Source organism: Burkholderia sp. 8Y, assembly GCF_902506145.1.
Taxonomy (GTDB): domain Bacteria; phylum Pseudomonadota; class Gammaproteobacteria; order Burkholderiales; family Burkholderiaceae; genus Caballeronia.
Genome location: NZ_LR733519.1, coordinates 1,229,844 through 1,255,400, shown reverse-complemented (window position 1 = coordinate 1,255,400; position 25,557 = coordinate 1,229,844). Strand labels below are relative to the sequence as shown.

The 25,557-nt window shown below is 60.5% G+C and carries 24 protein-coding genes; 12 read left to right on the top strand and 12 right to left on the bottom strand.

Features of this window, described 5'->3' with window-relative positions; translation table 11 throughout:
* Positions 1-1,124 precede the first annotated feature (1,124 nt).
* The gene (locus GV035_RS05495; RefSeq protein ID WP_159833986.1) at positions 1,125-1,424 is read right to left on the bottom strand and encodes a hypothetical protein; all 300 of its coding nucleotides are present in this window, start codon (positions 1,422-1,424) and stop codon (positions 1,125-1,127) included.
* Positions 1,425-2,166: 742 nt separating this feature from the next.
* Positions 2,167-2,400 carry a hypothetical protein gene (locus GV035_RS05490; RefSeq protein WP_201303909.1) on the bottom strand — a complete coding sequence of 78 codons (234 nt, stop codon included), beginning with the start codon at positions 2,398-2,400 and terminating at the stop codon, positions 2,167-2,169.
* A gap of 395 nt (positions 2,401-2,795) precedes the next feature.
* Between GV035_RS05490 and hpnJ the strand changes: the two genes are divergently transcribed.
* From hpnJ to GV035_RS05465, 5 genes are all read left to right on the top strand, one after another.
* Positions 2,796-4,217 (top strand): hopanoid biosynthesis associated radical SAM protein HpnJ, encoded by a 1,422-nt coding sequence (gene hpnJ, locus GV035_RS05485; RefSeq protein ID WP_159833985.1) that lies wholly within the window; start codon positions 2,796-2,798, stop codon positions 4,215-4,217.
* Between the two features lie 163 nt (positions 4,218-4,380).
* Positions 4,381-5,937, top strand: a complete 1,557-nt coding sequence (locus GV035_RS05480; protein WP_159833984.1) for a phospholipase D family protein — start codon at positions 4,381-4,383, stop codon at positions 5,935-5,937.
* A gap of 774 nt (positions 5,938-6,711) precedes the next feature.
* Positions 6,712-7,548 (top strand): NAD-dependent epimerase/dehydratase family protein, encoded by an 837-nt coding sequence (locus GV035_RS05475; RefSeq protein ID WP_159833983.1) that lies wholly within the window; start codon positions 6,712-6,714, stop codon positions 7,546-7,548.
* Positions 7,549-7,577: 29 nt separating this feature from the next.
* A complete protein-coding gene (locus tag GV035_RS05470; protein WP_159833982.1) occupies positions 7,578-8,873 on the top strand; it encodes an MFS transporter in 1,296 nt (431 codons plus the stop codon).
* 484 nt (positions 8,874-9,357) lie between these two features.
* Positions 9,358-9,783 (top strand): SgcJ/EcaC family oxidoreductase, encoded by a 426-nt coding sequence (locus GV035_RS05465; protein WP_442859546.1) that lies wholly within the window; start codon positions 9,358-9,360, stop codon positions 9,781-9,783.
* 197 nt (positions 9,784-9,980) lie between these two features.
* Here the strand turns inward: GV035_RS05465 and GV035_RS05460 are convergent, their stop codons facing one another.
* The 9 genes from GV035_RS05460 to GV035_RS05420 all read right to left on the bottom strand — a co-directional run bounded on the left by GV035_RS05460 (position 9,981) and on the right by GV035_RS05420 (position 19,857).
* Positions 9,981-11,465, bottom strand: a complete 1,485-nt coding sequence (locus GV035_RS05460) for a tyrosinase family protein (RefSeq protein WP_159833980.1) — start codon at positions 11,463-11,465, stop codon at positions 9,981-9,983.
* Between the two features lie 336 nt (positions 11,466-11,801).
* Positions 11,802-12,350, bottom strand: coding sequence for a hypothetical protein (locus GV035_RS05455; RefSeq protein ID WP_159833979.1), 549 nt, complete (start codon positions 12,348-12,350; stop codon positions 11,802-11,804).
* Between the two features lie 62 nt (positions 12,351-12,412).
* Positions 12,413-13,063 (bottom strand): hypothetical protein, encoded by a 651-nt coding sequence (locus tag GV035_RS05450; protein WP_159833978.1) that lies wholly within the window; start codon positions 13,061-13,063, stop codon positions 12,413-12,415.
* A gap of 222 nt (positions 13,064-13,285) precedes the next feature.
* A complete protein-coding gene (locus GV035_RS05445) occupies positions 13,286-14,113 on the bottom strand; it encodes an ABC transporter permease (protein ID WP_159833977.1) in 828 nt (275 codons plus the stop codon).
* Between the two features lie 24 nt (positions 14,114-14,137).
* Positions 14,138-15,388 carry an ABC transporter permease gene (locus tag GV035_RS05440; RefSeq protein WP_159833976.1) on the bottom strand — a complete coding sequence of 417 codons (1,251 nt, stop codon included), beginning with the start codon at positions 15,386-15,388 and terminating at the stop codon, positions 14,138-14,140.
* Between the two features lie 27 nt (positions 15,389-15,415).
* Positions 15,416-16,462: an ABC transporter substrate-binding protein gene (locus GV035_RS05435; protein ID WP_159833975.1), complete on the bottom strand. Its 1,047-nt coding sequence runs from the start codon at positions 16,460-16,462 to the stop codon at positions 15,416-15,418.
* A gap of 1 nt (position 16,463) precedes the next feature.
* Positions 16,464-17,645, bottom strand: a complete 1,182-nt coding sequence (locus GV035_RS05430; protein ID WP_159833974.1) for an ABC transporter ATP-binding protein — start codon at positions 17,643-17,645, stop codon at positions 16,464-16,466.
* Between the two features lie 20 nt (positions 17,646-17,665).
* Entirely contained in the window at positions 17,666-18,796 is a 1,131-nt protein-coding gene (locus GV035_RS05425) for an aromatic ring-hydroxylating oxygenase subunit alpha (protein WP_159833973.1), read from the bottom strand.
* A 134-nt stretch (positions 18,797-18,930) separates the two neighbouring features.
* Positions 18,931-19,857, bottom strand: coding sequence for a LysR family transcriptional regulator (locus GV035_RS05420; protein ID WP_159833972.1), 927 nt, complete (start codon positions 19,855-19,857; stop codon positions 18,931-18,933).
* A gap of 177 nt (positions 19,858-20,034) precedes the next feature.
* On the opposite strand from GV035_RS05420, the gene GV035_RS05415 reads away from it, so the two are divergent.
* The 5 genes from GV035_RS05415 to GV035_RS05395 all read left to right on the top strand — a co-directional run bounded on the left by GV035_RS05415 (position 20,035) and on the right by GV035_RS05395 (position 24,204).
* On the top strand, positions 20,035-21,342 hold the full coding sequence (locus GV035_RS05415) for a flavin-containing monooxygenase (RefSeq protein ID WP_159833971.1): 1,308 nt from the start codon (positions 20,035-20,037) through the stop codon (positions 21,340-21,342).
* An 18-nt stretch (positions 21,343-21,360) separates the two neighbouring features.
* Positions 21,361-21,795 carry a RidA family protein gene (locus tag GV035_RS05410; RefSeq protein ID WP_159833970.1) on the top strand — a complete coding sequence of 145 codons (435 nt, stop codon included), beginning with the start codon at positions 21,361-21,363 and terminating at the stop codon, positions 21,793-21,795.
* A 10-nt stretch (positions 21,796-21,805) separates the two neighbouring features.
* Positions 21,806-22,483 carry a DUF1028 domain-containing protein gene (locus tag GV035_RS05405; RefSeq protein WP_159833969.1) on the top strand — a complete coding sequence of 226 codons (678 nt, stop codon included), beginning with the start codon at positions 21,806-21,808 and terminating at the stop codon, positions 22,481-22,483.
* The gene (argE, locus tag GV035_RS05400; RefSeq protein WP_159833968.1) at positions 22,476-23,633 is read left to right on the top strand and encodes an acetylornithine deacetylase; all 1,158 of its coding nucleotides are present in this window, start codon (positions 22,476-22,478) and stop codon (positions 23,631-23,633) included. Before GV035_RS05405 ends, argE begins: the two co-directional genes overlap by 8 nt.
* A 175-nt stretch (positions 23,634-23,808) precedes the next feature.
* Positions 23,809-24,204: a hypothetical protein gene (locus GV035_RS05395; protein ID WP_159833967.1), complete on the top strand. Its 396-nt coding sequence runs from the start codon at positions 23,809-23,811 to the stop codon at positions 24,202-24,204.
* 175 nt (positions 24,205-24,379) lie between these two features.
* On the opposite strand, the gene GV035_RS05390 is transcribed toward GV035_RS05395, so the two are convergent.
* Positions 24,380-24,565 carry a hypothetical protein gene (locus GV035_RS05390; RefSeq protein WP_159833966.1) on the bottom strand — a complete coding sequence of 62 codons (186 nt, stop codon included), beginning with the start codon at positions 24,563-24,565 and terminating at the stop codon, positions 24,380-24,382.
* Positions 24,566-24,685: 120 nt separating this feature from the next.
* On the opposite strand from GV035_RS05390, the gene GV035_RS05385 reads away from it, so the two are divergent.
* Complete coding sequence (locus GV035_RS05385; RefSeq protein WP_159833965.1) at positions 24,686-25,060, top strand: sensory rhodopsin transducer; 375 nt, start codon at positions 24,686-24,688, stop codon at positions 25,058-25,060.
* 77 nt (positions 25,061-25,137) lie between these two features.
* Complete coding sequence (locus tag GV035_RS05380; RefSeq protein ID WP_159833964.1) at positions 25,138-25,554, top strand: low affinity iron permease family protein; 417 nt, start codon at positions 25,138-25,140, stop codon at positions 25,552-25,554.
* Positions 25,555-25,557 lie beyond the last annotated feature (3 nt).

Sequence of the window (25,557 nt, the reverse complement as noted above, 5' to 3'; positions counted from 1 at the left end):
CACACAGGCAGCCGCGAAGAGAATGTTTTCCGAACATAGTCTATCTCCGTGACGACTAGTGAGGGACAAAATCTGACTGCTGCCCAGCACTCAATGTGTCAAGTCCTAAGACTCAAAGTCGTTGCCCTGTCGAACGTTTCGAACCGAACGCGGGGTTGTTTCGGAAGGACTTAACGTTAAGACGCTGTCCTCTCAAGGCAGCTTCGAACTCGCGCGACACGATGAGGCAATTGCGGGCGCCTTCGAGCTACCGAACGCGCAAAGAGAAGGTCAGTGCACGAATAGAACGATAGAACTTTGCGCGGATTGAAACAGCCTCGATTAGCAGGGGTGGGCTCTACCCTCATTAGGAGGGATGGCACGTCCTTGAGGCATCCTTCGAAGGCCCATTCGTCCGCGATAGCCAACCAGGATACGAATGGGCGCCTTGCTGACGTGGTTCCTTCGTGGCGCCACACGCTTCGGTGTGAGTCTCACGTGAAGCGGCCGGTCCAACGATAATGAGCTGGCGATCCGCCGCCGTCCAATAAACGGTTGAAGGCGTGAGTAACACTTGTTTGCGTTGATACGCAACTAATGGTCTTCCCCGCAGACCCCTATGAAATCGCACCTCCAGCGACAAGGGCCGCCGTCGCGTATGAAGTGTCTACATAGGTTCGCTAACGCGTTCCGCAGTGCCATGGCTTAGCACCTTCGGCACGAACCACCAGCGAATCGACGCATCCGCGAATGCGGACGAAAGACTGTCCCAGCGTATTGCTGTCGGCCTCGGCGCTGTGCGGCCCGCCGCTCGGCATGGTGAATTGCAGTCCTCGACTTGCTGCTCGAGATTCTGCTGCGCATAACGCGTGATGCCGGACGCACGTTTGAAGTCCGCGATGCACGAAGAGATGGCGATCGTGGCTGCGCTGGAGATGGCACCACAGAGGAGTTAGCTGCAGCCGAGCACTTCGCGCGAGGAAGCAAAGCCCTCTGACCGTCTATTAGCGAGCCGCCTCCGCGCTTCAGCGCACATGCCGACGCGCCCGCCGTTCGCCGCCGCGAACCCATGCCGTCGTTGCTGCCCGTACCCGTCATCAATCCGCGATACGCGTTTGGCGGACTGACTAGGGCTCGTTTTGCGCTCAGTCACGAGGCGCGACGTTTGCCTTGTTACCGGCGAGCGGCGCGCCATAGCCGCCGTCGTTGGCATTGTTGGGCAGCCCGTTGACCATCTGTGCACGGGGATCGGCAGGGTTCAGGTTCAACTCGCCTGCTTGCACATTGCCGTGCGAGGGATACTGGCTGCCAAGCGGCGCGTTTGGCATCAGCTTCGGATTGTTTTGAGGCGCACGCATGTCCGTTTCCGTGCTTTGGTACGACTGCGCGCGAGCGACCGGCGTCGCGAGGCTCAATGCCGCGAAGACAAGCACAAGCAGTTTCATGACTGGCTCCCGTTATATTCCCAGTCTAGTCCTCATTCACGACTCTAACGGATACCCCTACCGCTGAGCAGTCCAGCCTTTGTCGGACGGGCTCCCGGCGCTCAGAGCATGCGCGTCGACGCCTCGATGCGGACAATCGAACCGCAAATGGGATTGGCGATGTGCATCGGAAAGAGCAGTCCATCGTCTTGCGCGACTATTGCAGCACTTTCGCCGTTCACCTGTGCGCAGGCGATGACGCCTCCCTGTCGATTCTTTCACTAATGCGACACATGGCTGTGCGTCATCAGTCCGTCAACTGGAGTCGTGTCGATTGAAGGTCAGGAGCAAGCACAGTCGCGACCCATCCGCCATCCAGATCAAGCTCGACAAGCCGATGCGCGTAATGGAACGCCAGATTCGCTTGTCTAAAGGCCAACCCATAGTCGGCTATCTCTTAAGCGAGCGATAAGATTTCGCTGCCTATACTCATTATCGGACACTAAGCGCAATTCGTTCGGCCTCCTACGTATATGGCCGAACTCGTGCTTGTGCGATACGAGGTCTTCCACTCTCGCGGAAAGCGCGCGCTGCCCCGTCGAGCAGTCCGTGAAGCTGACGTCGCAGCAGATTAGTCTTATGCCTGCTTCTGCGCTGCAGTTCACGCGGAGCGAAGCGCGCCTAAATGCGTTCGCGAGATCGTTCGGTATGCGCGTCGCGAGCAAACGGTCCGCTTCATGCGCGAACGCTATTCATGCACTGCCTATGAGCCGGTTTCCATGATTACGCCCGCACCGCGAATGACTTGCAGATACGTCCCCGTATCGCCGACAGCAGCGGCGGCTTCCTCTGCCAGCATCCACATCTGTGGAGACTTTTCGGCGTTCGACATCATCGCCTCAAGCGCATCCGGATGAGCGAAGTCGCGAGCAGCCGCCACTCTCAGAACGGCGACCAGTATGCGTCGAGGAGTCGCGCGAGCATCGGCAGAGGCCAACGGCGAGAACGCCTGCCATCAACAGAAATTCCGCCGGGCTGGTGTACGTGCCGTTGCCGGCGGGGACGCCGTCCGTATCGCCTCCCGCTGTGAAGCACTGTCTTACATCTCAATGCTTCTTCTCCATGTCTCGATGACGCTCAGCGTAAGAAACCGTGAGCGCAGTTGAGGACGCTGCATCGAAGGATTGCATTGCAGCCGTTCGCGGCCATAGTATTCTTGGGCAATGCATCTTCAACTCATCGCTTTCCTGCGAAGGAAGGTGCGTTGATCCCGGTTGTAGTGCTCAGTACGGCTTCTGAAAGCTTGAGCGAATCTGCGGACTTCGCCAATATCCTGCAAGTCTTTGCGGGCGGCTGTTTCCCCCAAAGCACGCTGTTATCTCGAGGGCATTCATGAAAACGCTGTTTTTACAGGTTCCTTCATACGACGGCTTCGATGGCGGAGCGGGCTCGCGGTTTCAGACGAGGCGCGAAATTCGATCCTTCTGGTATCCGACGTGGCTCGCACAGCCCGCGGCGCTGGTCGAGGGCTGTCGTCTCGTGGACGCTCCTGCAGAAGGTCTGTCTCTGGATACGACGCTCGACATCGCCCAGGCATACGAGCTGGTCATTATTCATACGAGTTCTCCATCGTTCTCGGCCGATGTGCAATTCGTCGAGCTTCTAAAACAGCGCAAGTCCGGCATCCTCGTCGGGATGGTCGGAGCAAAGGTGGCGGTCGATCCTCACGGCTCGCTTACCGCAAGCGATGCGCTCGATTTCGTATGTCGCGAAGAGTTCGACTTTACCTGTCGGGACATCGCGCAGGGACTTCCTTTCGAATCGATTCTCGGCCTCAGCTATCGCTTGCCCGATGGCGGCATCATGCACAACGAGGCCCGGCCGATCCTGGAAGACATGGACCAGTTGCCGTTCGTTGCACCCATCTACAAGCGCGACCTCAAGAGTGCGAATTACTTCAGCGGCTACCTCAAGCATCCGTATGTATCGATCTACACCGGCCGAGGCTGCAAATCTCGATGCACCTTCTGCCTTTGGCCGCACACCGTTGGAGGCCACCGCTATCGGACGCGCTCGGTGGAGAACGTACTCGAGGAAGTGAAATGGATCAGGGACAACATGCCCGAAGTCAAGGAGATCATGTTCGATGACGACACCTTCACCGATCTGAGACCGAGAGCCGAGGAGATCGCTCGCGGCCTGGGCAAACTCGGGGTCACGTGGTCGTGCAACGCGAAAGCGAACGTGCCGTATTCAACCCTCAAAGTGATGAAGGAAAACGGACTGCGGCTCCTGCTCGTGGGTTACGAATCGGGCGACGATCAGATACTCGTGAATGTCAAGAAGGGGCTCAGAACCGACATGGCGCGCCGCTTCAACGACGATTGCCGCAAGCTCGGGATCAAGATTCACGGGACCTTCATTCTTGGGCTTCCCGGCGAAACCCGCGAGACGATACAGAAAACGATTCAATACGCGAAAGAAATCAATCCTCACACGATCCAGGTGTCGCTCGCCGCACCGTATCCGGGGACGGTCCTGCACAAGCAAGCATTGCAGAACGGATGGCTGGAAGAAAGCAAAGTCATCACGCTCGTCAATTCGGCAGGCACTCAAGCCTCGACTATCGGCTATCCTCATCTGTCGCGCGACGAGATTTTTCTCGCCGTCGAAGAGTTCTATAAGCGTTTCTATTTCAGGCCGGCAAAGATTTGGGAAATCGTTCGCGAGATGCTGGTCAGTTGGGAGATGATGAAGCGGCGCCTGCAAGAGGGCGTTGAGTTCTTCAGATTTCTTCGCGACCACCGCGCCTAGTTGATGGGACGAGAACCCTTGCGAACGCCATAGTCATCGTATCGAAGTTCGCTCGCGGCGCAAGCCGCACGCGACGTCCTCTGAGAAGTTGTCAAAGGCATGCGTGCGCGCATTTGACGGAGGCGCCTGGCTCAGAGCACGTCAACTTAGCCGAGGGTGCGCGATGAAACTTCGTACATGGTTCGCGGTTGCGTTAATGCTGTTGATGACGGCATGTGCGAGCCTTCCGCCGCAAGCAGGACGCGACGAAACTCACGCCCTCACCGACACCGCGAACACGCGGCTCGGCAAGTCCTTCGCGGCGAGCGAGACCGAGCATCCCGGCGACAATGCGTTCCACCTGCTATCGGACGGCACGGATGCACTCATCGGGCGCGTGATTCTGAGCGAGACCGCCGATCGCACGCTCGATCTCCAATACTACATCTGGCATGCGGATCTCACGGGGCGAGAGATGGCCGCATCGATCATGCGTGCAGCCGATCGCGGCGTGCGCGTGCGTCTTCTCCTCGACGACCTCGGCACTAACGCCGACGATCAATTTCTTCTCGCGCTGGCATCGCATCCGCACGTACAGGTGCGTCTCTTCAATCCTGTGGCGAACCGCACCTTCAAGAGACTGGGCTCGGCGGCGGAGTTTTTTCGCGTGAATCGTCGCATGCATAACAAGGCGCTTATCGCCGATAATCAGGCCGCGATTCTCGGCGGCCGCAATATCGGCGACGAGTACTTCGGCGCATCGAGCACGGTCGCATTCGGCGATCTCGATGTGCTCGTGCATGGACCTGTCGTACGTGAAGTATCGAATGCGTTCGATCTTTATTGGAACTCGGATGCGGCCTATCCGATCGAGCATCTGATGCGACGTCACGCCGATCCCGACGCATTAGTGGCATATCGCGAGAAACTCGACGCGTATCTGTTGTCGGAAACTCATTCGCCTTATGTCGCGAAAGTGCGCGAGCGCCTCGCGACTGTCATTGAACAGCGCGACACCGCGTTTTCATGGGGCAAGGCGACGCTTCTCTATGACGATCCTGCGAAGATCACACGCGCGCCCGGGGACACCGAGGGCCATTTGATGTCGCAAATAAAGGCCCTGAAGCTCGATCCCGACACGGACATGCTGATCGTGTCGCCTTATTTCGTTCCGCGCGATGAAGGCGTACGTTGGCTTCGGTCGATGACATCGCGCGGCGTGCGTGTCACGGTGCTGACCAATTCCCTCGCGGCCACCGATGTCGCCGCGGTGCACGCCGGCTATCAACGCTATCGCAAGGATATGCTGGAAGCAGGCGTGCGCTTGTATGAGTTGAAGCCTGTCGCATCGACGGATGATGACAAGAGCACGAAAAAATCGACGTTCGGCTCATCCAAGGCGTCACTGCACGCGAAGACTTACGTGTTCGATCGCAAGCGCATTTTCATCGGTTCCATGAACCTCGACCCGCGTTCCATCGAGTTGAATACGGAGATTGGTGTCTATTGCGAAAGCGCGGCAGCGGCCGAACAAGTGGCGGATGGTATCGGCGCCAATATCGATCGAAAGGCGTGGCGTGTCGAGTTGCAGGATGACGGGAACGGCGGCACGCGGATGGTCTGGGTCGATACCGACGCCAATGGAAGCACGACCGTGCTCGAAAGCGAGCCGGGCGTGTCGGCGTTCAAGCGCGCGGGCATCTGGATGCTCGGCATCCTGCCGATTGAATCGCAGTTGTGACTCGACGCACACGCGTTGCCCGGGAGGAGCGATTCTGCTCTATGGAGCGCGATGCTCTCGAAGCGCCTTTCGCATTGCGCACATTGGCTCAAGCTTGAACGTGTAATGGAAGCCTATTCCTGAGCCTCGTACCTCAACACGCACGGACTTCCTCCGGTTCCCGCCTTTTGCAGAAGACCGGCTGGGCCGCGCGGCTCAAGACGGACGCGATCGTTCTTCGCTGCAACAGCGAATCACACGGGTGGCCGCCAAAGTCGAAGAACATACCCTTGTCTACCTAAGCAGACTTCGGAAGTTCCGCACACCCGATGCGTTTCGGGTGCTCGCTATTCGACTCCATCGTGAGCAGATCGACCACGTTCCCGAAGGACCGCCGTTCATCCCGCGTAAGGCGGCGCACTGGTCGCGGCACTCGATGCGCTGAGCGGCTAGCACCTGTTGTGACAGCGGTCTGCCGACCATGCGCCCGACAGACGGACGCTACGCGATCACCGGTCAAGTCGTTCGTCTTGGGCGCGCCGGACCGCGCCGCCCCAAGAAAACCGTGCGCACGTCGGTGCAAATAGGTCGTCGTATGAGTGTCTTCTTTTGGAAAACCTTTTCCTACGGCCAGCTTGCAGCCAATGCCCTGAAATCACGAGGGTATACACGCGATTGGCAGGCACAATGCCGGCGTGAGATAGTACGTCATCGTACAACGTTTTCGTTGCGGACCGATGCATCGCGTGGTGGTTGATCACGGGGCGTTCCGCGCAAACCCGGAGAGGAAATCCCATGAAGTCTATCGCCCTCAGCGGTGCGGGTGGCCAGCTTGGTTCCGTCGTCCGCGCTGCCTTTGTCGCGCGCGGCACGCCGGTACGTTCGGCGGCAGGTTCAAGGGCGCTGACGCCCCTTGTCGAAGGCGAGGACGTCATGCACGGCGACCTGCGCGATCCTGCCGTGGTCGACCGGCTGCTCGAAGGCGTGGATGTGTTGGTCCACTTCGCCGGCACGAGCGTCGAGCGCCCGCTGCCCGAGATCATCGAAAACAATCTGCGCGCGCTGGTCGAAGTGTACGAAGGCGCACGCCGGCAAGGGGTGAAGCGCATCGTATTCGCGAGTTCGAATCACGCGATTGGCATGTATCCGGTCACCGAGCATCTCGCTCTCGACTGTGAACTGCGCCCGGACGGCTTCTATGGGCTGAGCAAGGTGTGGGGCGAATCGCTCGCGAGGATGTATTGGGACAAGCACGGTATCGAGAGCATCTGCGTGCGTATCGGCAGTTGCCTCGAACGGCCTACCGAGCCGCGCCATCTCAGCACCTGGTTCGGCCATCGCGATCTGATGCATTTCCTCGATCGCTGTATCGACGCGGATGACGTCGGCTTCCTGACCGTCTGGGGCGTGTCGGCCAATTCCCGCAGCTGGTGGGACAACAGCGGCGCCGCGCGTCTCGGTTATCAGCCCACTCAAAACGCCGAGGACTACGCGGAGGACATTCTCGCGCGTCCCAATCCGCTCGACGCGCTGGGTCAGCGGTTCCAGGGCGGCGGCTTTGTCGGCATCGATTATTCGCGCGACGACGCTGCTGCGGACGACCGGACGGGCACTGCGGCGAAGCAGTCCTGAAGCATCGAAGAGTCACGAGGAGACATGGCATGAAAATCAAAGGCATCCGCTGGTGGATGGTCAGTCTGGTCGCAGCCGGCCTCATCATCAACTATCTGGCGCGCAACACGCTGTCCGTGGCTGCGCCCGGCATGATGAAAGATCTCGGCATGACGACGGAGCAGTACGCGCACGTCGTCGTCGCGTGGCAGCTCTGCTATGCGTTCATGCAGCCCGTTGCCGGCTTTCTGCTCGATACAGTGGGCACGAAGATCGGCTTCGCGGCGTTCGCGCTTGCATGGTCGCTCGCATGCGCGGCGGCGGCGTGGTCCACGGGCTGGCGCAGCCTGGCATTTTTCCGCGGCCTGCTCGGCGTGGCCGAGGCGGCCGGCATTCCTGCCGGCGTGAAGGCGACAAGCGAGTGGTTTCCGGCGAAGGAACGGTCGGTCGCGATCGGCTGGTTCAATATCGGCTCGTCGATCGGCGCGCTGCTGGCGCCGCCGCTCGTCGTCTGGGCGCTGATGCACGGAGACTGGCGACTGGCGTTCGTATTGGTCGGCGTCGCGGGCGTCGTGTGGTGCGTGCTGTGGATGGCGCTCTACAAGCATCCGCGCAAGCAGAAACTGCTGGGCGACGCCGAGCGCGATTACATCCTGAGCGGACAGGAGGCCATGCACAGCGATGCGGGCAGCAATACGCGGCGTGGCTGGCTCGCCATGCTCGGCAGCCGTGACTTCTGGGCGATCGGCATTCCGCGCATTCTTTCGGAGCCGGCCTGGCAGACGTTCAATGCGTGGATTCCGCTCTACATGATGACCGAGCGGCATATGAACCTGAAAGAAGTCGCGATGTTCGCATGGATGCCGTTCCTGGCTGCCGATATCGGCTGCGTGCTTGGCGGTTATCTGAGCCCGCTGTTTCACAAGTACGCGAAGGTTTCGTTGTTCACGTCGCGCAAGATGGTGTTCGTGCTTGGCGCGCTGTGCATGATCGGACCGGCATGCGTCGGCCTGGTGGCGAGCCCATATGCGGCAATTGCGCTGTTGTGCGTCGGCGGCTTTGCTCACCAGACATTGTCAGGTGCGCTTTACGCGATCACCTCCGATATGTTCGGCAAGAACGAAGTCGCGACGGCCACCGGCATGGGCGGCATGGCAGGTTATCTCGGCGCAGCGGCATTCACGGCATTGTTCGGCGTGCTCGTGACACAGGTCGGATATAGCCCGCTGTTCGTGGTTCTGGCGGTGTTCGACATCATCGCTGCGGGCGTCGTGTGCCTTCTCGCGCGCAGCGCCGACAGAGCGCCCACGCGAGGTTGGACGGGTGCCGAGGCAACGGCAAAGTAAGACGTTCAGATGTAGTGCAACCCGTTTCGTCGTCGAAGCCGCAAGACGTGGATGGGAAGTCGTAGCGCCGATACCGGGGAATGCACTTACGTCATTCCTCGGCGGGCGCCGCAACGAAGGAAGGTGAAGATAACCTCTTTATCCCGAGCGGATATCGAATAGCGGTCGTGGTTCGCGACACATCGACGGGCCCCCGCGTGAGTCGTAAGAGGGCTTCGTCGAATCAATCCCTGCCCTTAGTACCCCGCGCCGCCGTCGCCCTCTGCACTCCCTAAGATCCCGTGCAGTCGAATACAGCGAACGGTGGGCTAGTGCACCGGATCGCGCGTGCGTGATGGCGCGCCGTCGCGACGAAAACCTATTGGGCTCGGGCGGATCTTGAACTATAAAGATCTTGAAGCATCAGTGAAGTGGACCGTAGCTGGCATCGCGTTCGACGAAGGGGGTAACGTTGAACCACCTATCGAGATGCATCGCAGCCGCCGTGCTGGCCGGCGCCAGCAGCGCCACGCTCGCGAAGACCGAAACATGCAAGTCGACTTCCGACAAGGAGATCGCCGCGCTTTTCGATCGTTGGAACGATTCGCTCAAGACGGGGAATCCTCAGAAGGTGGTCGCGAACTATGCGCCGCGCTCCATTCTGTTGCCGACTGTCTCGAACAAGCCGAGGTTGTCGGTCGAGGATAAACTGGATTACTTCAAGCATTTCCTCGAGAGCAAGCCCGTTGGCACGATTGACTTCCGCGACATCATGATCGAATGCAACACGGCGATCGATGCGGGTGTCTATACGTTCAGGTTCAAGGACGGCTCCGCAGTCAAAGCGCGTTATACCTTCACATACGTATGGAACGGCCATAGATGGCTAATCACGAGCCATCATTCGTCCAAGATGCCGGAAAGCGAGTAGGTCGCACGAGAAGCGTGTGAGACTCACTCGAAGGTATCGGGCCATCTCCGATAGCAATTGCGCTTTCTTGTCGTCGTTCATGGCCGTGCGAAGCATCGCGATATGCAAAAAAAGCCGCGCGAATCGCTTTCGATGAGTCATCGTAAGCGATTCGCGCGGGCAGTCACGTGTCGAACTCGACCAAAGACGCTTTCGTATCAGGGCGCGTCCGTGCCCAATTCCACGCGCATCTCCCCAATCGACACCACGTTGCCCTGTGCAGCGTTCAACCCATTGATACGGGAAAAGCTCACGACGACTTGGCTGAGATCGGTAACGCCGAGACTCGCCAGCAGATACGTAATGTCGAACTCTTTCTTGCCGCCCGCATGATGCACGGCCACGGACACTTCGAATGCGCCGATGGTGCCGGCAAAATGCATCGGGCCGACGGCATCGACATCGCCGGAAGGCGGCAGATTGACGTAGATGTTATAGAAGTAGCCGCCGGCCTGACCCGCTGGCGATGCGTTCAGGCCGTCCAAAACGAGCTTGACGTACCGGCCCGCGTTCTTGGCCTGTCCGCCCCCTTGACTGGCCGCGGGCGACTGCGCTTGCCCATTCGCGGCCCCGGCTGCCGGATTGCTCAGGTCGGCCGCTGGAGATGTCGCGAGCGCGTCACGCAGCGCATTCGCGCTTGAACTTTGAAGCGGAATGCCGGCGCTAATCGAATTGTTGTCGAGCGGGATCGTCGTCAAGCCGCCGAGCGACAGCCGGTTCGACGAAACGGTGCGCCCCGGCGTTGCCGGGAACGTGCGCAGCTTCGGCCGCACCTGGAGCGCCGTGACTTGCGCCTGCACGCGAATGATGCGCCCCTGCTGGGCCTGGGGCGGCAAACCAGTCGGCATATTGTCATTCGCGTAGTCGTAATTAAGGCCGGCGACGGTGCGCGTCAGCGAGCGGCTCATGGTCAGGCCGCTGGCATAGGTGAATTGGCCGTTCCAATACGTGTTGGTCGCCGCAGGCAGCCTGCTCGTCGAACGGCGGGACCACGCGTTCCACAGACGATCGAGGTTCGTATGATGGAGATAGAAAAGCGGATCGAGCGCCGCAGTGGCGATATCCGCCAGATAGCCGCCAATAATGTCATGCACCGGATCATGCGGAGCGTTCTCCAGATTGGTCTCGAACGCATTGTTCAGCCCGAACTGAAAGTTGGTCACCCCCGTCCCGAAAGGCGTCATGCTCAGTGCCGGCCAGGCGCTGGTGTTCACGCGCGGTGTGTAAAGCGGATTGCCGGTTGCTTTGTCGGTGAATTCGGATGGAATGATCGGATAGGTGTAGTAATCCCAGTACGGATGTGCGATTTTGCTGTCGCCGGATGCTGTGCGAAGTTGTTTCTCGTAGAGCGAAAGGAGGCCGCGGTGCCAGGCCAGAAAATACGCTTTGCTGTGCGGACAGTAGTTTGCGTGGATATTGGCCCAATACTGCCAGGAGCGGTTGTCCGAGGCGCTCGTAAAGCTTTTCATCCGTTGAATGGCAGATAAGTACGATTGGTACTGCGGTGTTATCTTGAACGCCTGCCATTCGAGCCGAATAACGGTCGGTGTCTGCGCGACACTCAATCTTGGAAGCGTGGCAAGCGCCAGCGCCGCGGACGTTCCTTGAACGAACGCGCGGCGGCTGGTTGAAGTAGTGGCCATGGGTAGCCTCTCGTGCAAATGGAAAGGCCAGACTTTAGGCGGCTGGCCGTCCGCGACATCGCGGCGATGAATGCATCGCGCTATTGGGGGAATCCGTCCGGGATGACTGCAATGAAGTATGCATGAAGCCGGGGGCGTTAGATCGACACTTCGTGACACTAATCAAATCATGTGCGCTTCCGTACAGACGATTTTACGGTCCGTTCGTTCGCCAACCTCAATCCATTGAAAATTGGTCGACGATGCATTACTCTGTAATGCTAATCAAACAGATTGCATGCCGGCCAAGCGGGCCGAGATTGGTGGACAAACGCGAGCGTTCACGCTTCTCGCGGTTCAATAGTGAATCGACAACGGCTCAGGATGTTCCTGCGTTACCACACGGCTGGACTCGACCGGCCAGCCAGCCGTCGTAAGCGGCGAAGTATAACGCTGGCATTGGCCGTTGGTGCCCAGGGTGTAGGACGAGACGCTCAGGAACTGCGAGTTTGTCTCGGGCGCGACATACAGCGTGACGTCCGAGCCTTTTCTCAGTGTGAACGAAGGCCGCATTGCAGTGCTGGTCGGCACGAGCGGCGCACCACTGCAATCGGCCGAATAGAACTGATTCATGAAGTACCATCCCCACGTGAACTCGGTTGCCGAATAGACGATCTGGTTGCCGGTGCCCGACACTTGCCGCCGCATGATCGGCACGAACACCTGCGCCCCATCCACCGTCAGGTAGATACCCGCGCTGCCGTCGGCATATCTGAAAACGCCTACCGGCTTGCCGTTCGCGTCGAAGACGTGCAGAACGTGCCGATGATGATGGTGTTCCGTTTCATCGGCGAACGACGTTATCGCGCTCGCAAAGAGCAGCGTCAAAAGCATTATTCCGCGCATGGCATGCACCTCGAAGCCACAGTCATTCTTCAGTAAATACGCGTTTGCGGGGGGCGCCTCGGCTAGCGCCATCGCCTTTGCATGTCTGCCGGAATGCGGATAGTGAGCGGCTCGGGATAAGCGCCGGTCAGCGAGAAAGTGCTTTCGGTGAACCAGCCGTATTCCGTGACCGGCGTGCTCGCAGCCGCGCAAGTGAAGGTCGGACCCGACCGCACGGATCCGATCGTTACCGGGGCGGAGTTGATGGCGGGCGCGACGTATAACGTGACGTCGTTGCCTAGCCGTATGGTCGTGGATGGGCGCACGCCCGTGGTCAACGTGATGACAGGCGTGCCGCTGCAGTCGGACGAGGTGAAGTCGACTGCATTCATACCCGACCATCTGAATTGCGTGGCGGAATAGACGGTTTGCGGGCCGCCGTCGCCCGAGACGATGACGCGCTCTATCGGCACGAAGGCGACAGCGCCGTTGACTGTCAGATAAACGCCGGGGCCGCCGTAATCGTCCAGTGCCCCGACGAACTTGCCTTGAGCGTCGAACACCTCGGGCGTTTCGCCTCCTGCGAACGCCGCCGACAGGTGCAGCAGCAAAAAGACTGAAACGACGATAGCACGCATGTCTTCACCCTTTTTGTCCGTTGCGCGCATTGCCGAATGAGCAAACGATCTGGCAACCGTATCGGTTAGGATAGAACCGGCTTTGACGTATTGCAAAGTTAAAGAGCCAGAAAGCTGAAGCGCGTCGACGCATCATCAAGAGCACGCTCGCGCTATTGGCTTATCAATTAGAACGATCGTGGATCCTCCTGTAAGCGTTCCCTGAGGGCGTTTATTTAGCGTGGATCGACAAGGCCCGACTTGCGCTTCGCAAACACTCAGCGACATCAAACAAATGGCGGCCGGGCGCGCACTGTGCGTCTCCTACCGCGACGCTAATCAACTCAACGCCTGATTAGCCGCCAACGCCCGCGCCCTCAACCGGTTGATGCTTGCAAACAGCAAGACGGCGAAGACGATCAACATCGTCGCGACGGCGAGAATGGAAGGGTCGATGGCGTCGCGAATTCCACTCCACATCTGACGCGGCACCGTCTTTTGTTCCGGTCCGCCGATGAAGAGGATCACGATCACCTCGTCGAATGATGTCGCGAATGCGAATACGCTTCCCGTGGCGACGGCAGGCGTGATGAGCGGCAAGGTGACGCGACGAAACGCGATCCACGGCGTCGCGCCGAGGCCCGATGCGGCGCGCAGCAGGCTCTGGTCGAACGACAGCAACGACGCCGTCACCGTGATGACGACGAACGGCGTGCCGAGCGCGGCATGCGCGAGCACGACGCCGGGATAGGAATTCACCAGCCCCAGGGGCGCGAAGATCAGATAGAAGCCGGCCGCTACGACGACGATCGGCACGATCATCGGCGAGATCAGGATGGGCATGATGACCGAGCGCAGCGGAAACTGCGAGCGCGATAGCCCGAGCGCCGCGAGCGTGCCAAGGCACGTTGCGATCAACGTCGACGCCGCGCCGATTCCGATGCTGTTCAGCAACGCGCGCTGCCAGTCGCCGCTCGTCAGCGCCTTCTCGTACCATCGGAACGAGAAACCCTCCATCGGGTAGGAAAAGTAGGAGCCCGAATTAAACGAGAGCGGAATGATGGCGAGGATCGGCGCAATCAGAAAGCACAGGACAAGCGCGGTATGCAGGCGCACCCAGCCCGCGGCGATGCGTTCTGTCAGCACCGTGTTGCGTTGGTCTGGCATGAGGTTCCCCCCGGATGTGTCGAGTCAACCGAAGCGCAGCCGGTCGATGCCGACGATGCGGTTGAACAGGAAATAGAACACCGCCGTGAAGATCACGAGGTATGCCGACAGCGCGCCCGCAAGGCCCCAGTTCAGTTGCGTGTTCGTCTGAATGGCGATGAGCTGGCTGATCATCTCATCGCCGGCGCCGCCGAGCAGCGCAGGCGTGATGTAGTAACCGAGCGCGAGCACGAAGACGAGAAAGCATCCTGCGCCGACGCCAGGCAGCGTCTGCGGCACGTACACGCGCACGAACGCGGTGAACGGGTGCGCGCCGAGCGACTTGGCGGCCCGCATATAGACGGGCGACACGCTCTTCATCACCGAGTAGATCGCGAGGATCATGTAGGGCAAGAGCACATGCGTCATGCCGATAAGCACGCCCGTGCGGTTGAAGATAAGCGGCACCGGATGCGTCGCGAGTCCGAGGCCCGACAGCACGCGGTTGATGACGCCGCCCGGTTGCAGCAACACGTACCACGCCGTCGTGCGTACGAGCAGCGACGTCCAGAATGGCACGATGACGAAGAGCATCAGACGATTGCTGGTCTTTGCGGGCAAGTTCGCGAGCAGCCAGGCGACCGGATAGCCGAGCACGAGACACACCAGCGTGACGGTCGCGCTAATGGATATCGTGCGGACGAAGGCTTCGCGATAGACCGACGCGTTGGCGGGCATCGACGCGATCGTTCCTTGCGGCGTGACCTGCGCATCGACGGCGGATAACAGATAGTCCGGCGTCGGCGATGCCGCAGCACGCTTGAGCAATCGCCAGACTTCCGGGGAATTCCAGCGTTCGTCGATATCGATCAACGCGGGCTTCCACGCTTTCGGCGTGTCGTCGCGAAGCCTGCGCGCAGTGCGCATCAACAAGCTGCGAAACTCCGGCTGCGCGAAGTTGAGACGCCGCGCAATCATTCCGAGCTGACCGCTTTCCTGTGCTTCCTTCAAGCCGGATGCCAGCAGCGCGAACGTATGTTCATCCGGTACGCGCTGACCGTCCCATGCGTTCAATGCGCGCGCGAGCGCGGGCATGCCGTCCGGCACTTCGTGGTTCTGCACGCTTCGCGCGAGCAATAGCGCAATAGGCGCGATGAAAGTCGACAGCAGAAAGACGATCAGCGGCAACGCGAGCAGGAGCGCCCGCATCGATGCGCGTCGTTGCGCCTTGTCATACGACGCGCGGCCATCGGCTCTCGCGGGAGCGCCGGCGGTCGGAGCGCGAATCACGGGCATGTTCGTCCTCTCGTGCGCCTTGGCTGCTTATTGAGTCAACCAGACCTGAAAACGCTTGTTGATGGCGTCCGCGTTATCGGCCCAGAACCCGGCGTTGATTTGCACGGCGCGCTTGAAGTTGTCGGGCGCGGTCGGCATGTCGGCGAGTCGCTGCTTGTCGACGAGCGCGATGGCATCCTTGCGCGGCGGCGCATACGCGATGTACTTCGACAGATCCGCCGATGCCTTCGGCTGCGCCTGCGACACGATGAACTTCGCAGCCAGATCGGCGTTTTTCGCGCCAGTCGGAATGCCCCACCATTCGAAGTCATAGACCTGCGCATCCCAGACGGACTTGAAAGGCTTGTGATCCTTCTTCACGGCATCGTCGATGCGGCCGTTATAGGCCTGCACCATCACGACCGCGCCGTCGGCGAGCAACTGCGGCGCCTGCGCGCCCGACTCCCACCACACGATGTCCTTCTTGATCGTGTCGAGCTTCTTGAATGCGCGATCGACGCCTGCGGGCGTGCCAAGCACCTTATAGACATCCTTGGGATCGACGCCATCCGCGATCAGCGCCCACTCCAGCGTCACCTTCGGCGACTTGCGCAGCCCGCGCTTGCCGGGAAACTTGCGCGTGTCGAAGAAGTCGTTGACGGTGGACGGCGCGCTCTTCAGCTTGCTCGTGTCATACGCATAGACCGTCGACCAGACCATGCTCGCGACCGCGCAATCGCTGAGCGCGCCGGGGAGGAAGTCGCTGGTATTGCCGAGCGATTTCTTGTCGAACTTCGTGAGCAGCCCTTCGTCGCATGCGGTGATCGCGTCGTTGGTTTCGAGGTCGATCAAGTCCCAGGTCGTGTTCTTCGCCTGCTCCATCGCGGAGAGCTTGGCGAGGCCGCCGTCATACGATTCGAGTGAGAACTGCGTGCCGGTCGCTTGCGTGAACGGGTCCATCCACGCCTTCTTGGCCGCGGCTTCGAAGGCGCCGCCGAACGTGACCACGTGCAGCGTTTCCGCTGCATATGACGTCATGCTGCCGAATGCGAGTAGGGCGAGTGCGGCGCATTGTGCTTTGAATTGATTGCGCATGTCAGTTGGCTCCTGCGGGTGCGGTCGTGATGAGAGAAGGGGTTGTCGCGGTGGGGGAATCGGTCGCGGGGGCGCGAGGCGCGGCACTCACCGCGAGAATCTTGCAGTCGTCGTGACGCCATGCGACGTCGATCATGTCGCCGGATGACGGCAACGCGTGACGCTGCGTATTCGGGAGCTTCACGACGATCGCGTCGCGCGAGCCGAGCGTCAGATGCACACGATGATGATCGCCGCAGTACACGGTTTCGTTCACGCGGGCGCGAACGACATTGTCGTGTTCGTCGACATGCATGCCTTCCGCGCTCGGAATATGCGCGCGCTCGGGGCGCAGCGCGAGCATGGCTTCGTCGCCGACGCGCAGGCCCGATTCGCATCGACCGCGAATGATGCTGCCATCGGAAAGCGTGAACGTCGCCCAGGTGTCGTCGCAACTCACGACGCGTCCCGTCAGGCCGTTGTTCTCGCCGACGAAGTTCGCGACGAACGCGTTCTGCGCGTTTTCATAGAGTTCGCTCGGCGTGGCCGCTTGCTGAATGCGCCCATCGGAGAAAACGGCCACGCGGTCGGACATGGTCAGTGCTTCGGCCTGATCGTGCGTCACATAGACGATGGTCAGCGATAGCTCGCGATGCAGCCGCATGATTTCGTACTGCATGGTCTCGCGAAGACGCTTGTCGAGCGCGCCGAGCGGTTCATCCATCAGCACGACGCTCGGTTCGAACACGAGCGCGCGTGCCAACGCCACGCGCTGCTGTTGCCCGCCGGAAAGCTGCGCGGGCCTCCTGTTAGCCAGATGCGGCAATTCGATCATGTCGAGCGCGCGCTTCACGCGCGTCTTCTGCTCCGCACGGCTCATGCGCCGCACCGAAAGCGGAAACGCCACGTTCTCGGCAATCGTCAGATGCGGAAACAGCGCGTAGTTCTGAAACACCATGCCGATGTCGCGCCGATGCGGCGGCTTGTCGTCGAGCCGCTTGCCATCGAGCCGAATCTCGCCCTGCGTCGGCGATTCGAAACCCGCGAGCATCATCAGCGTGGTGGTCTTGCCCGAACCGGATGGCCCGAGCAGCGACAGGAATTCTCCCTTGCGTACGTCGAGGTTCAAGCCATCAACGACGTAATTCGTGCCGTCGTACGATTTGCTCACACCCGAGAATGAGATGAAGGAAGGGTTCGACATCGTGATGGCGTCCTGTCGTTCTATTGCGGTTTCAGCTTGCCCGCGAGATACCGCGCGAAGTCATAGTTGGGCCGTTCGAGATGGCTCCAATGTCCCGGCTTCGCCAACGGTGCCTGTACGCCGCGAAACACCGCTTCCACGCCGCGCTTGTCTTCGGCGTTCACGTCGTCGAGCAGCTTTTTGAGCGTGGCCATATGCGCGTTCGCTTCGGCATCGGCGATGAACTCCGGCGCAAGTCCGCCGCCGAAGCGGATATGCACACGGCCGACGCCCTGCGGTTGGAGCACGAGATACCAAAAGTAACCGGGCGTCAGCGTGACGAGATGGGTCGGATAGATGGCGAGCAGCGCAGTCGTCTTGCGCCAGTGACCCGACAAGCGCGTGTTGTCCGGGTGAGCGTTACCGATGGGCAGCGAGGCTTCCTTCATGATCCAGTGATAGTTGAACGCCGCATGACCCGGCGGACATTCCATCTCTTCGAGGCGGGAGTGCGGACCTACCGTCGCACGATGCAGCATGGGCAGGTGATAGCTCTCCATGAAGTTCTCGGCGAGGATCTTCCAGTTGGTGTCCCACACATGTTCTTCGTGGAAAGTTTCGATGTAGTCGGTCATGCCGTAGGCGTCGATCAGCGCATTCAGTTCGCCGAGTTGCTTGCTGACGGGTTGCGCATTCGGGTCGAGCGTCACGTAGATCCAGCCTTGCCATTCTTCGCATCGCACGGCGGGCAGCCTGTAGCTGTCCTTGCAGAAGCCTTCCTGTCGTTCCATCAGCGGGGCGCCCTTCAGTGCGCCATCGAGCGAATAATTCCAGGCGTGATAAGGGCACACGATGCGCCGCACGTTGCCCCGCCCTTCGAGCAGTATCGACATGCGATGCAAGCAGACATTGGACATCGCCTTGAGCTGCATTTGCTCGTCTCGCAAGACGACGACCGGTTGCGCGGCGATGCGCGCAGTCAGATAGTCGCCGGGCGCTTTCAGTGCGCTCGCGCGCCCGACGCATTGCCATTCGCGCGAGAAGATGTGCTCTTCTTCGAGCGCCAGAAAGTCCGCCGACGTGTACACGCCGGGCGGCATCGCATGCGCGTCGCTGAACGGGCGATCGCATCCGTCGCGCAATGCGTGCAACAGCTCGTTCAAATGGGCCATGACGATCTCTCCCCGTGCAGTGAGCAGGAACGCCTCGTGGCAGGCGCTCGGCATGGACTCAATCTATCAAGCCAATATGCCAGTCAAAATATTGTTTTCGGATACAGAGCAGAGGTTTTGCCTATTCAGCCGCATCAGGCGTCGATACGCAGGCGCCGTATGTAGTTCTCGCAGAACGCGGTGAAGCGGTGCACGACCTGACGCGGCTTCATCGTGCGGGATTGCGCGATGCCGAGCATCGTCGCGTTCACGTTGTCTTTGAAGCGCTTAATGACGAACTCTTCGCCGTCGACCGTGCGGTTCGATTTGAGCGGGAAGTTGAGCAGGCTATAGCCGAGGCCGTTCGCGACCATGCCTCGCACCACTTCGGGCTGCGACGAGCGAAACGCCGGCACCGGGCGATTGCCGACTGCATCGAAAAGCGCGGCGAAATATTCCCGGCTATGCGGCAGATCGAGCATGACGTAAGGCTCGGGCAGCAGGTCGGCCAATGAGATCTTGCGGGCGCGCGCAAGGCGATGCGTGCGCGGCAGGATCGCATAAGGCGGCAAGGACAGCAGCGGCGTGAAGGCGATCTCTTCGGTGAGATCGAGGCTATAGGTCAGCGCGAGATCGAGCGAACCGTCGTGCAGTCCGCGCAAGAGGGCATCCTGGTGGCCCTCGACCGTGCGGAATGCAATGCCCGCATGATCGGCCGTGAAGCGGCTGATGAGCCCCGGCATCAGCGGCGGCGCAAGCGAAACGAGGCAGCCGAGCGCGATGGAACCGGTCATGCCGCCATCGAGTTCCTTGGCGGCCATCTGCAATTCCTCCGCGATCTTCAGCAGATTGCGTGCTTGCCCCAGAAGATCGCGTCCGGCCTGCGTCAGCGACAGACCGCTCGCGTGATGCCGGATGAAGAGCTGAACGCCGAAGGACACTTCGAGGTCCGCCAGCGCGGTCGATATCGACGGCTGCGAGATATGCAGCTTTTTGGCCGCCGCAGTGAAGGACAAGGCTTCCGCCGCGACCACGAAGTAGCGCAACTGGCGCAGCGAGTAGCGTAACGGATGACTTTCCATCGCGACGATGTGATCTCTCTGGAGCCGAACTCCACCGCATTGTGATGCGGACAAAAAAGACTGCATAGGTAAATCACATGCTATGCATTTTTTGAAAATATTTTATTGATCCTGCCGTGGCGGGTAGATTCGATCGACATCGGAACAGCTATACGAGCCTCTCGGAAGGACGCAGCCATGACAGTGAAAACCACCTCGATCGACACGCTCGTGGTCGGCGCAGGCCAGGCCGGCGTCGCGATGAGCGAGCACTTGACCCGGCACGGCGTGCCGCATCTCGTGCTGGAACGCGCGCGCATCGCGGAACGCTGGCGCACGGGTCGATGGGACTCGCTCGTGGCTAACGGGCCTGCTTGGCATGATCGCTTTCCCAACCTCGAGTTCGCGCAGACGGCGCCCGACGGCTTCGCGCCGAAAGAGGAAATCGCGGACTATTTCGTCGCTTACGCGGGCAAATTCGACGCGCCCATTCGCACCGGCGTCGAAGTGAAGAAGGTCGTGCGCAACACGGGGCGTCAGGGCTTTACCGTCGAAACGTCGGATGGCGTGATCGAAGCAAAGCGCGTCGTCGTGGCAACGGGACCGTTTCAGAAGCCTGTGATCCCGCCCATCGCGCCGCAAGACGCTTCGCTCACGCAGATTCATTCCGCCGACTACCGCAATCCACAGCAATTGCCCGCAGGCGGCGTGCTGGTCGTGGGCGCAGGATCGTCGGGCGTGCAGATCGCCGATGAATTGCAGCGCGCGGGCCGCCGCGTGTATCTGTCGGTCGGCGCGCACGATCGTCCGCCGCGCGCTTATCGCGGACGTGACTTTTGCTGGTGGCTGGGCGTGCTCGGAGAGTGGGACGCCGAAGTGATGAAGCCGGGCCGCGAACACGTGACGATCGCGGTGAGCGGTGCGCGCGGAGGGCAAACCGTCGACTTTCGCCGGCTCGCGCATCAGGGCATCACGCTCGTGGGTCTCACGACATCGTTCGAGAACGGCGTGGCGCGCTTCAACGCGGATCTCGCGGAAAACATCGCACGTGGCGATGAAAACTATCTGTCGCTGCTCGACGCCGCGGACAGCTATGCCGCCCGCAATGGCCTCGACCTTCCTGCCGAGCCGGAAGCACGCATGATCCCGGCCGACCCGGACTGCCTCAGCCATCCGCTGCTGGAACTGAACCTTGAGCAAGCGGGCGTGACCTCGATTATCTGGGCGACGGGTTATGCCACCGATTTCAGCTGGCTGCAGGTCGATGCCTTCGACGAGAAGGGGAAGCCGAAACATCAGCGCGGTGTCTCGAAGGAACCGGGAGTCTATTTTCTCGGCTTGCCGTGGCTCTCGCGACGCGGCTCCGCTTTCATCTGGGGCGTGTGGCACGACGCGAAACACGTCGCGGATCACATCGTCACCCAACGCAAGTATCAGGCGTACTACGACGCGCCGCATCATCACGCGCAAAAGCCTCGTAATGAAGAAAGCGTGCAAGCCAACTGAACCGTATCAGGTGAATCGATGAGCCAACCGACGCATACGCGTATCCGCATGTTCAACACGAAGGATACTTACCCCAACCAGACGCTCGACAACGACCTCTGCCAGGCCGTGCGCGCAGGCAATACGGTCTATGTTCGCGGGCAAGTGGGCACGGATTTCGAGGGCAACCTCGTCGGCCTCGGCGATGCGCGCGCGCAGGCCGAACAGGCGATGAAGAATGTGAAGCAGTTACTCGAAGAAGCGGGCAGCGACCTCTCGCACATCGTCAAGACGACGACGTACCTGACCGACGTGCGCCATCGCGAGCCGGTGTACAGGGAAGTCGGAAAATGGCTCAAAGGTGTGTTTCCCATCTCGACGGGATTGACCGTCGTCGCATTGGGCCAGCCGCAATGGCTGATGGAGATCGACGTGATCGCCGTCATTCCGGAAGGATGGACGCCCAAGTCTTGAAGGAGTGCGAATGACTTTTTCTATCGTCGGTCGTTGTGCGAGAACGGGGCAGCTCGGTATTGCGATCAGTTCGTCGAGCATCGCGGTCGGCGCGCGTTGCCCGTGGCTGCGCGCGGGCGTCGGTGCGGTCGCGACGCAGAACGTCACGCTGCCCGCGCTCGGGCCGCAGATTCTGGAGCTTCTCGCAGGCAAGCGGCTTACTCCGTCGCAGGCCCTGCAACAGGCGCTCGATGCCAACGAGTGGCGCGAATACCGGCAGGTGACGGTCATCGATGCGCAAGGGCGCACCGCGTTTTTCAGCGGCAACGAAGCACTCGGTACGCATCATGCCGTCGCGGGCGATCAATGCGTCGCGGCGGGCAACATGCTGGCGGGCGCGCACGTCATCGAAGCGATGCCGCCTGCATTCGCGCAAGCCGATGGCCTGCTCGCGGATCGCCTGCTGGCCGCGATGCAAGCGGCGCTCGCGGCAGGCGGCGAGGCCGGCCCCGTGCATTCGGCCGCGCTGAAGATCGTGAGCGATCTGAGCTGGCCGCTCGTCGATCTGCGTGTCGATTGGGCCGACGATGACCCGATCGGCAAGCTGCGCGATTTGTGGACCGCCTACGCCCCGCAGATGAACGACTACGTTACACGCGCATTGAATCCCACCGCCGCGCCGAGCTACGGAGTGCCGGGCAATGAATGAGATGCGAAGCCGCGCGCTGCTCGCCAAGCTGATTGGCTTCGCGACGGTCAGCCGCGATTCGAATCTCGCGCTGATCGAGTTCGTTAGGGATTACCTCGCGCAACAGGGCGTCGATTGCGAGCTGTTCCATAACGACGAGCGTACCAAGGCGAGTCTTTTCGCTACCATCGGCCCGCGCGATCGCGGCGGCATTGCGTTGTCGGGACATACGGATGTCGTGCCTGTGGATGGCCAGGCATGGACCGTCGATCCATTTGCTCTCGTCGAGAAGGAGGGGCGTCTATACGGACGCGGCACGGCCGACATGAAGAGTTTTCTCGCCTCCGTGCTGGCAGCGGTGCCGACATTCATCGAACGCAATCTGACGATGCCTGTGCATCTCGCGTTTTCATACGACGAAGAAATCGGATGCCTGGGCGTGCGCCCGATGCTTTCGCAACTCGCGCTTCGGGAACAGAAACCGGTGCTATGTCTTATCGGCGAGCCGACGGAACTCAAGCCCGTGCTCGGACACAAGGGCAAGCTCGCCATGCGCTGCTGCGTGAAGGGCGCGCCATGTCATTCGGCCTACGCGCCGTATGGCGTCAACGCCATTCAGTACGCGGCGCGCCTGATCAATTACCTCGAGGAGATCGGCGAAGAACTCGCGCAGCCCGAGCATCGCGACGAACGTTTCGATCCGCCGTATTCGACGGTGCAGACGGGTGTCATCAAGGGCGGCCGCGCGCTCAACATCGTGCCCGCAGAATGCGACTTCGACTTCGAAGTGCGCGCCTTGCCCGGCTTCGACGCGAACGAGGTCGCGCAACGCCTGCAAAGCTATGCGGAGGGTCAACTTCTACCGAAGATGCGCGCGGTCCAATCCGATACCGGTATCAGCTTGCAGCCGTTGTCGGCTTACCCGGGACTCGCCACGCCGCCGGACGGCGATGCTGCGCGGCTTCTGGCGCTCATCGCCGGATCAACGGATTTCGGCACGGTCGCGTTCGGCACGGAAGGCGGCCTGTTCGAGCAGGCGGGTATTCCAACGGTTGTGTGCGGGCCAGGCAGCATGGATCAGGGGCATAAGCCCGACGAGTACGTTACCGTCGAACAGTTGCGCGACTGCGACGCCATGCTGCTTCGCCTCGCCGACTACCTCTCGAACTGAAGCCTGCCGTTGTTCGATTCCAGCGCACGCATGACGTGGCCGCAGTTCCACGCCATCGCCCCGGTCAGCACGATACCTATGCCGACGGCAGCAAGCTCGACACATCGAGCACGATCTGCCCGAGCCCGGCAGTGGGGATACACTGGGCGCACACATCCTCACTCAAATTAAGCCCATGACCGATTTCCTCACCGCCACCGCGCTCGCCGAGCGTGCTCGAGCCGCTGAAAGCCAGTCGGCGGGTGTGACTTGCGATTGCACTAAAACACCGCTCGACGGCTGGCAATCGCAGCCGCTGTCGCTCGACGAAAGCATGCTCGTGAAGATCGGCACGCTCATGCGCGAGGACGATCCCGAGCCGACCTATGCGGAATATCTGCCGGACGCGTCATCGTATTGGTCGGCGGATGCGCCCATCGCGCCGCGCCATTTTCCCTACAACCGCTGCGATGTCTGGGCGTGCAAGAACTGCGGGCGGCTTTATCTTCGCTACACGGAAGGCGGCGGCTACTTCGTGGATCGGCGCATTCGTGAGGTCAAGTCGCGGCTTGTTGTCGACGCCGCGCTTTGATCACGAGATGAAGCCGTCACGAAGCCGAGCGACATGCCATCGCATGTGCCGGCAAGTGATGCACATCGCCGCCGTTAGCGCGGCGCTAATGGTCGCCCGAGGGCGCCGCGAATCGCCGCGTTTGTAGCAGATATCGACTTCCTCGGAACCAGCGCCTTCTCGCCTCGGCAGACGGCTACGAAACAATCGGCACCGCTTCGATCAGCGCAACGCCGATCAACGCGCCCAGCACCGCGCCCACCAGCCGCGGGTGCCAGCGTTCGAGGTGCAGCGAAGCGAATAGCGCCCCGACGAAGATGATTCCCAGCAGCGAGAAAATGACGACGAGATAACCCATCTCGAACTCGTTGTTAATCAACATGACCCCTCCCGCGTCGTCCTTTATCAAATATATATCATATCGTGATGCATGCAAGCGGTGATAGAAGGAGCGGTTTTTGCTCGATGATCGTTGATGGACAAACGGATCTCTGGAGGACGCATGAGTGCGATAGGAAAGAACCGATGGGCGATCGCCGAAGGCTATCTACCGCCATATAGCCATGGCGACGGACCTGACCTGCAAAGCCACGAGGCGGCGTGCATCCTTAACGCGGGCGAGGAAGACGCGCATATTGAGTTGACCGTGTTTTTCAAGGATCGTGGACCAGCCGGCCCCTATCACATCACGGTCCCTGCGAAGCGGACGCTGCATATGCGCTTCAACGATCTTCACGATCCGGAGAAAATATCGACTGCGACCGAGTATGCGAGCTATTTCGAGTCGGATGTACCCGTGGTGATTCAGCACACACGCCTGGACTCTCGGCAATCAGAGCTGGCGTTGTTGACCACGGTTGCATTCGGCAGTGACTGATCCTTCACTGTGCGGCTTGTCCGATCGCCACGCATAGCGAATCAACCTTCTGGACGGTCGGCTCGCGGAGACTAGAGATGAAAAGCTCCTGGTTTCTTGGCTTCTCTAATTCGCTCGCCAGAGTGGCCGGGCGCTCGTGGACGTTTCTCACGGCTGCTGGCCTCGTCGTCGTCTGGGGCGCGTCGGGGCCTTTGTTTCACTTCAGTGATACCTGGCAACTGGTAATCAATACGTCCACGACGATCGTTACGTTTCTCATGGTGTTTCTGATTCAGAACACGCAGAACCGGGACACGGCGGCCATGCAAATCAAGCTCGACGAGATCATCCGGTCGATCGACACTGCGCACAACGCGTTGCTCGACCTCGAGCAACTCGATCAGAAGGAACTCGCTCAATTTCGGAAGCATTACGAGAGGCTTGCGCAAGAAGCACGCAGCGATTTACGTTCGTCGAACAGCGGTGCGAATCTTGTCGACCGCGTCGACCAATGAGTC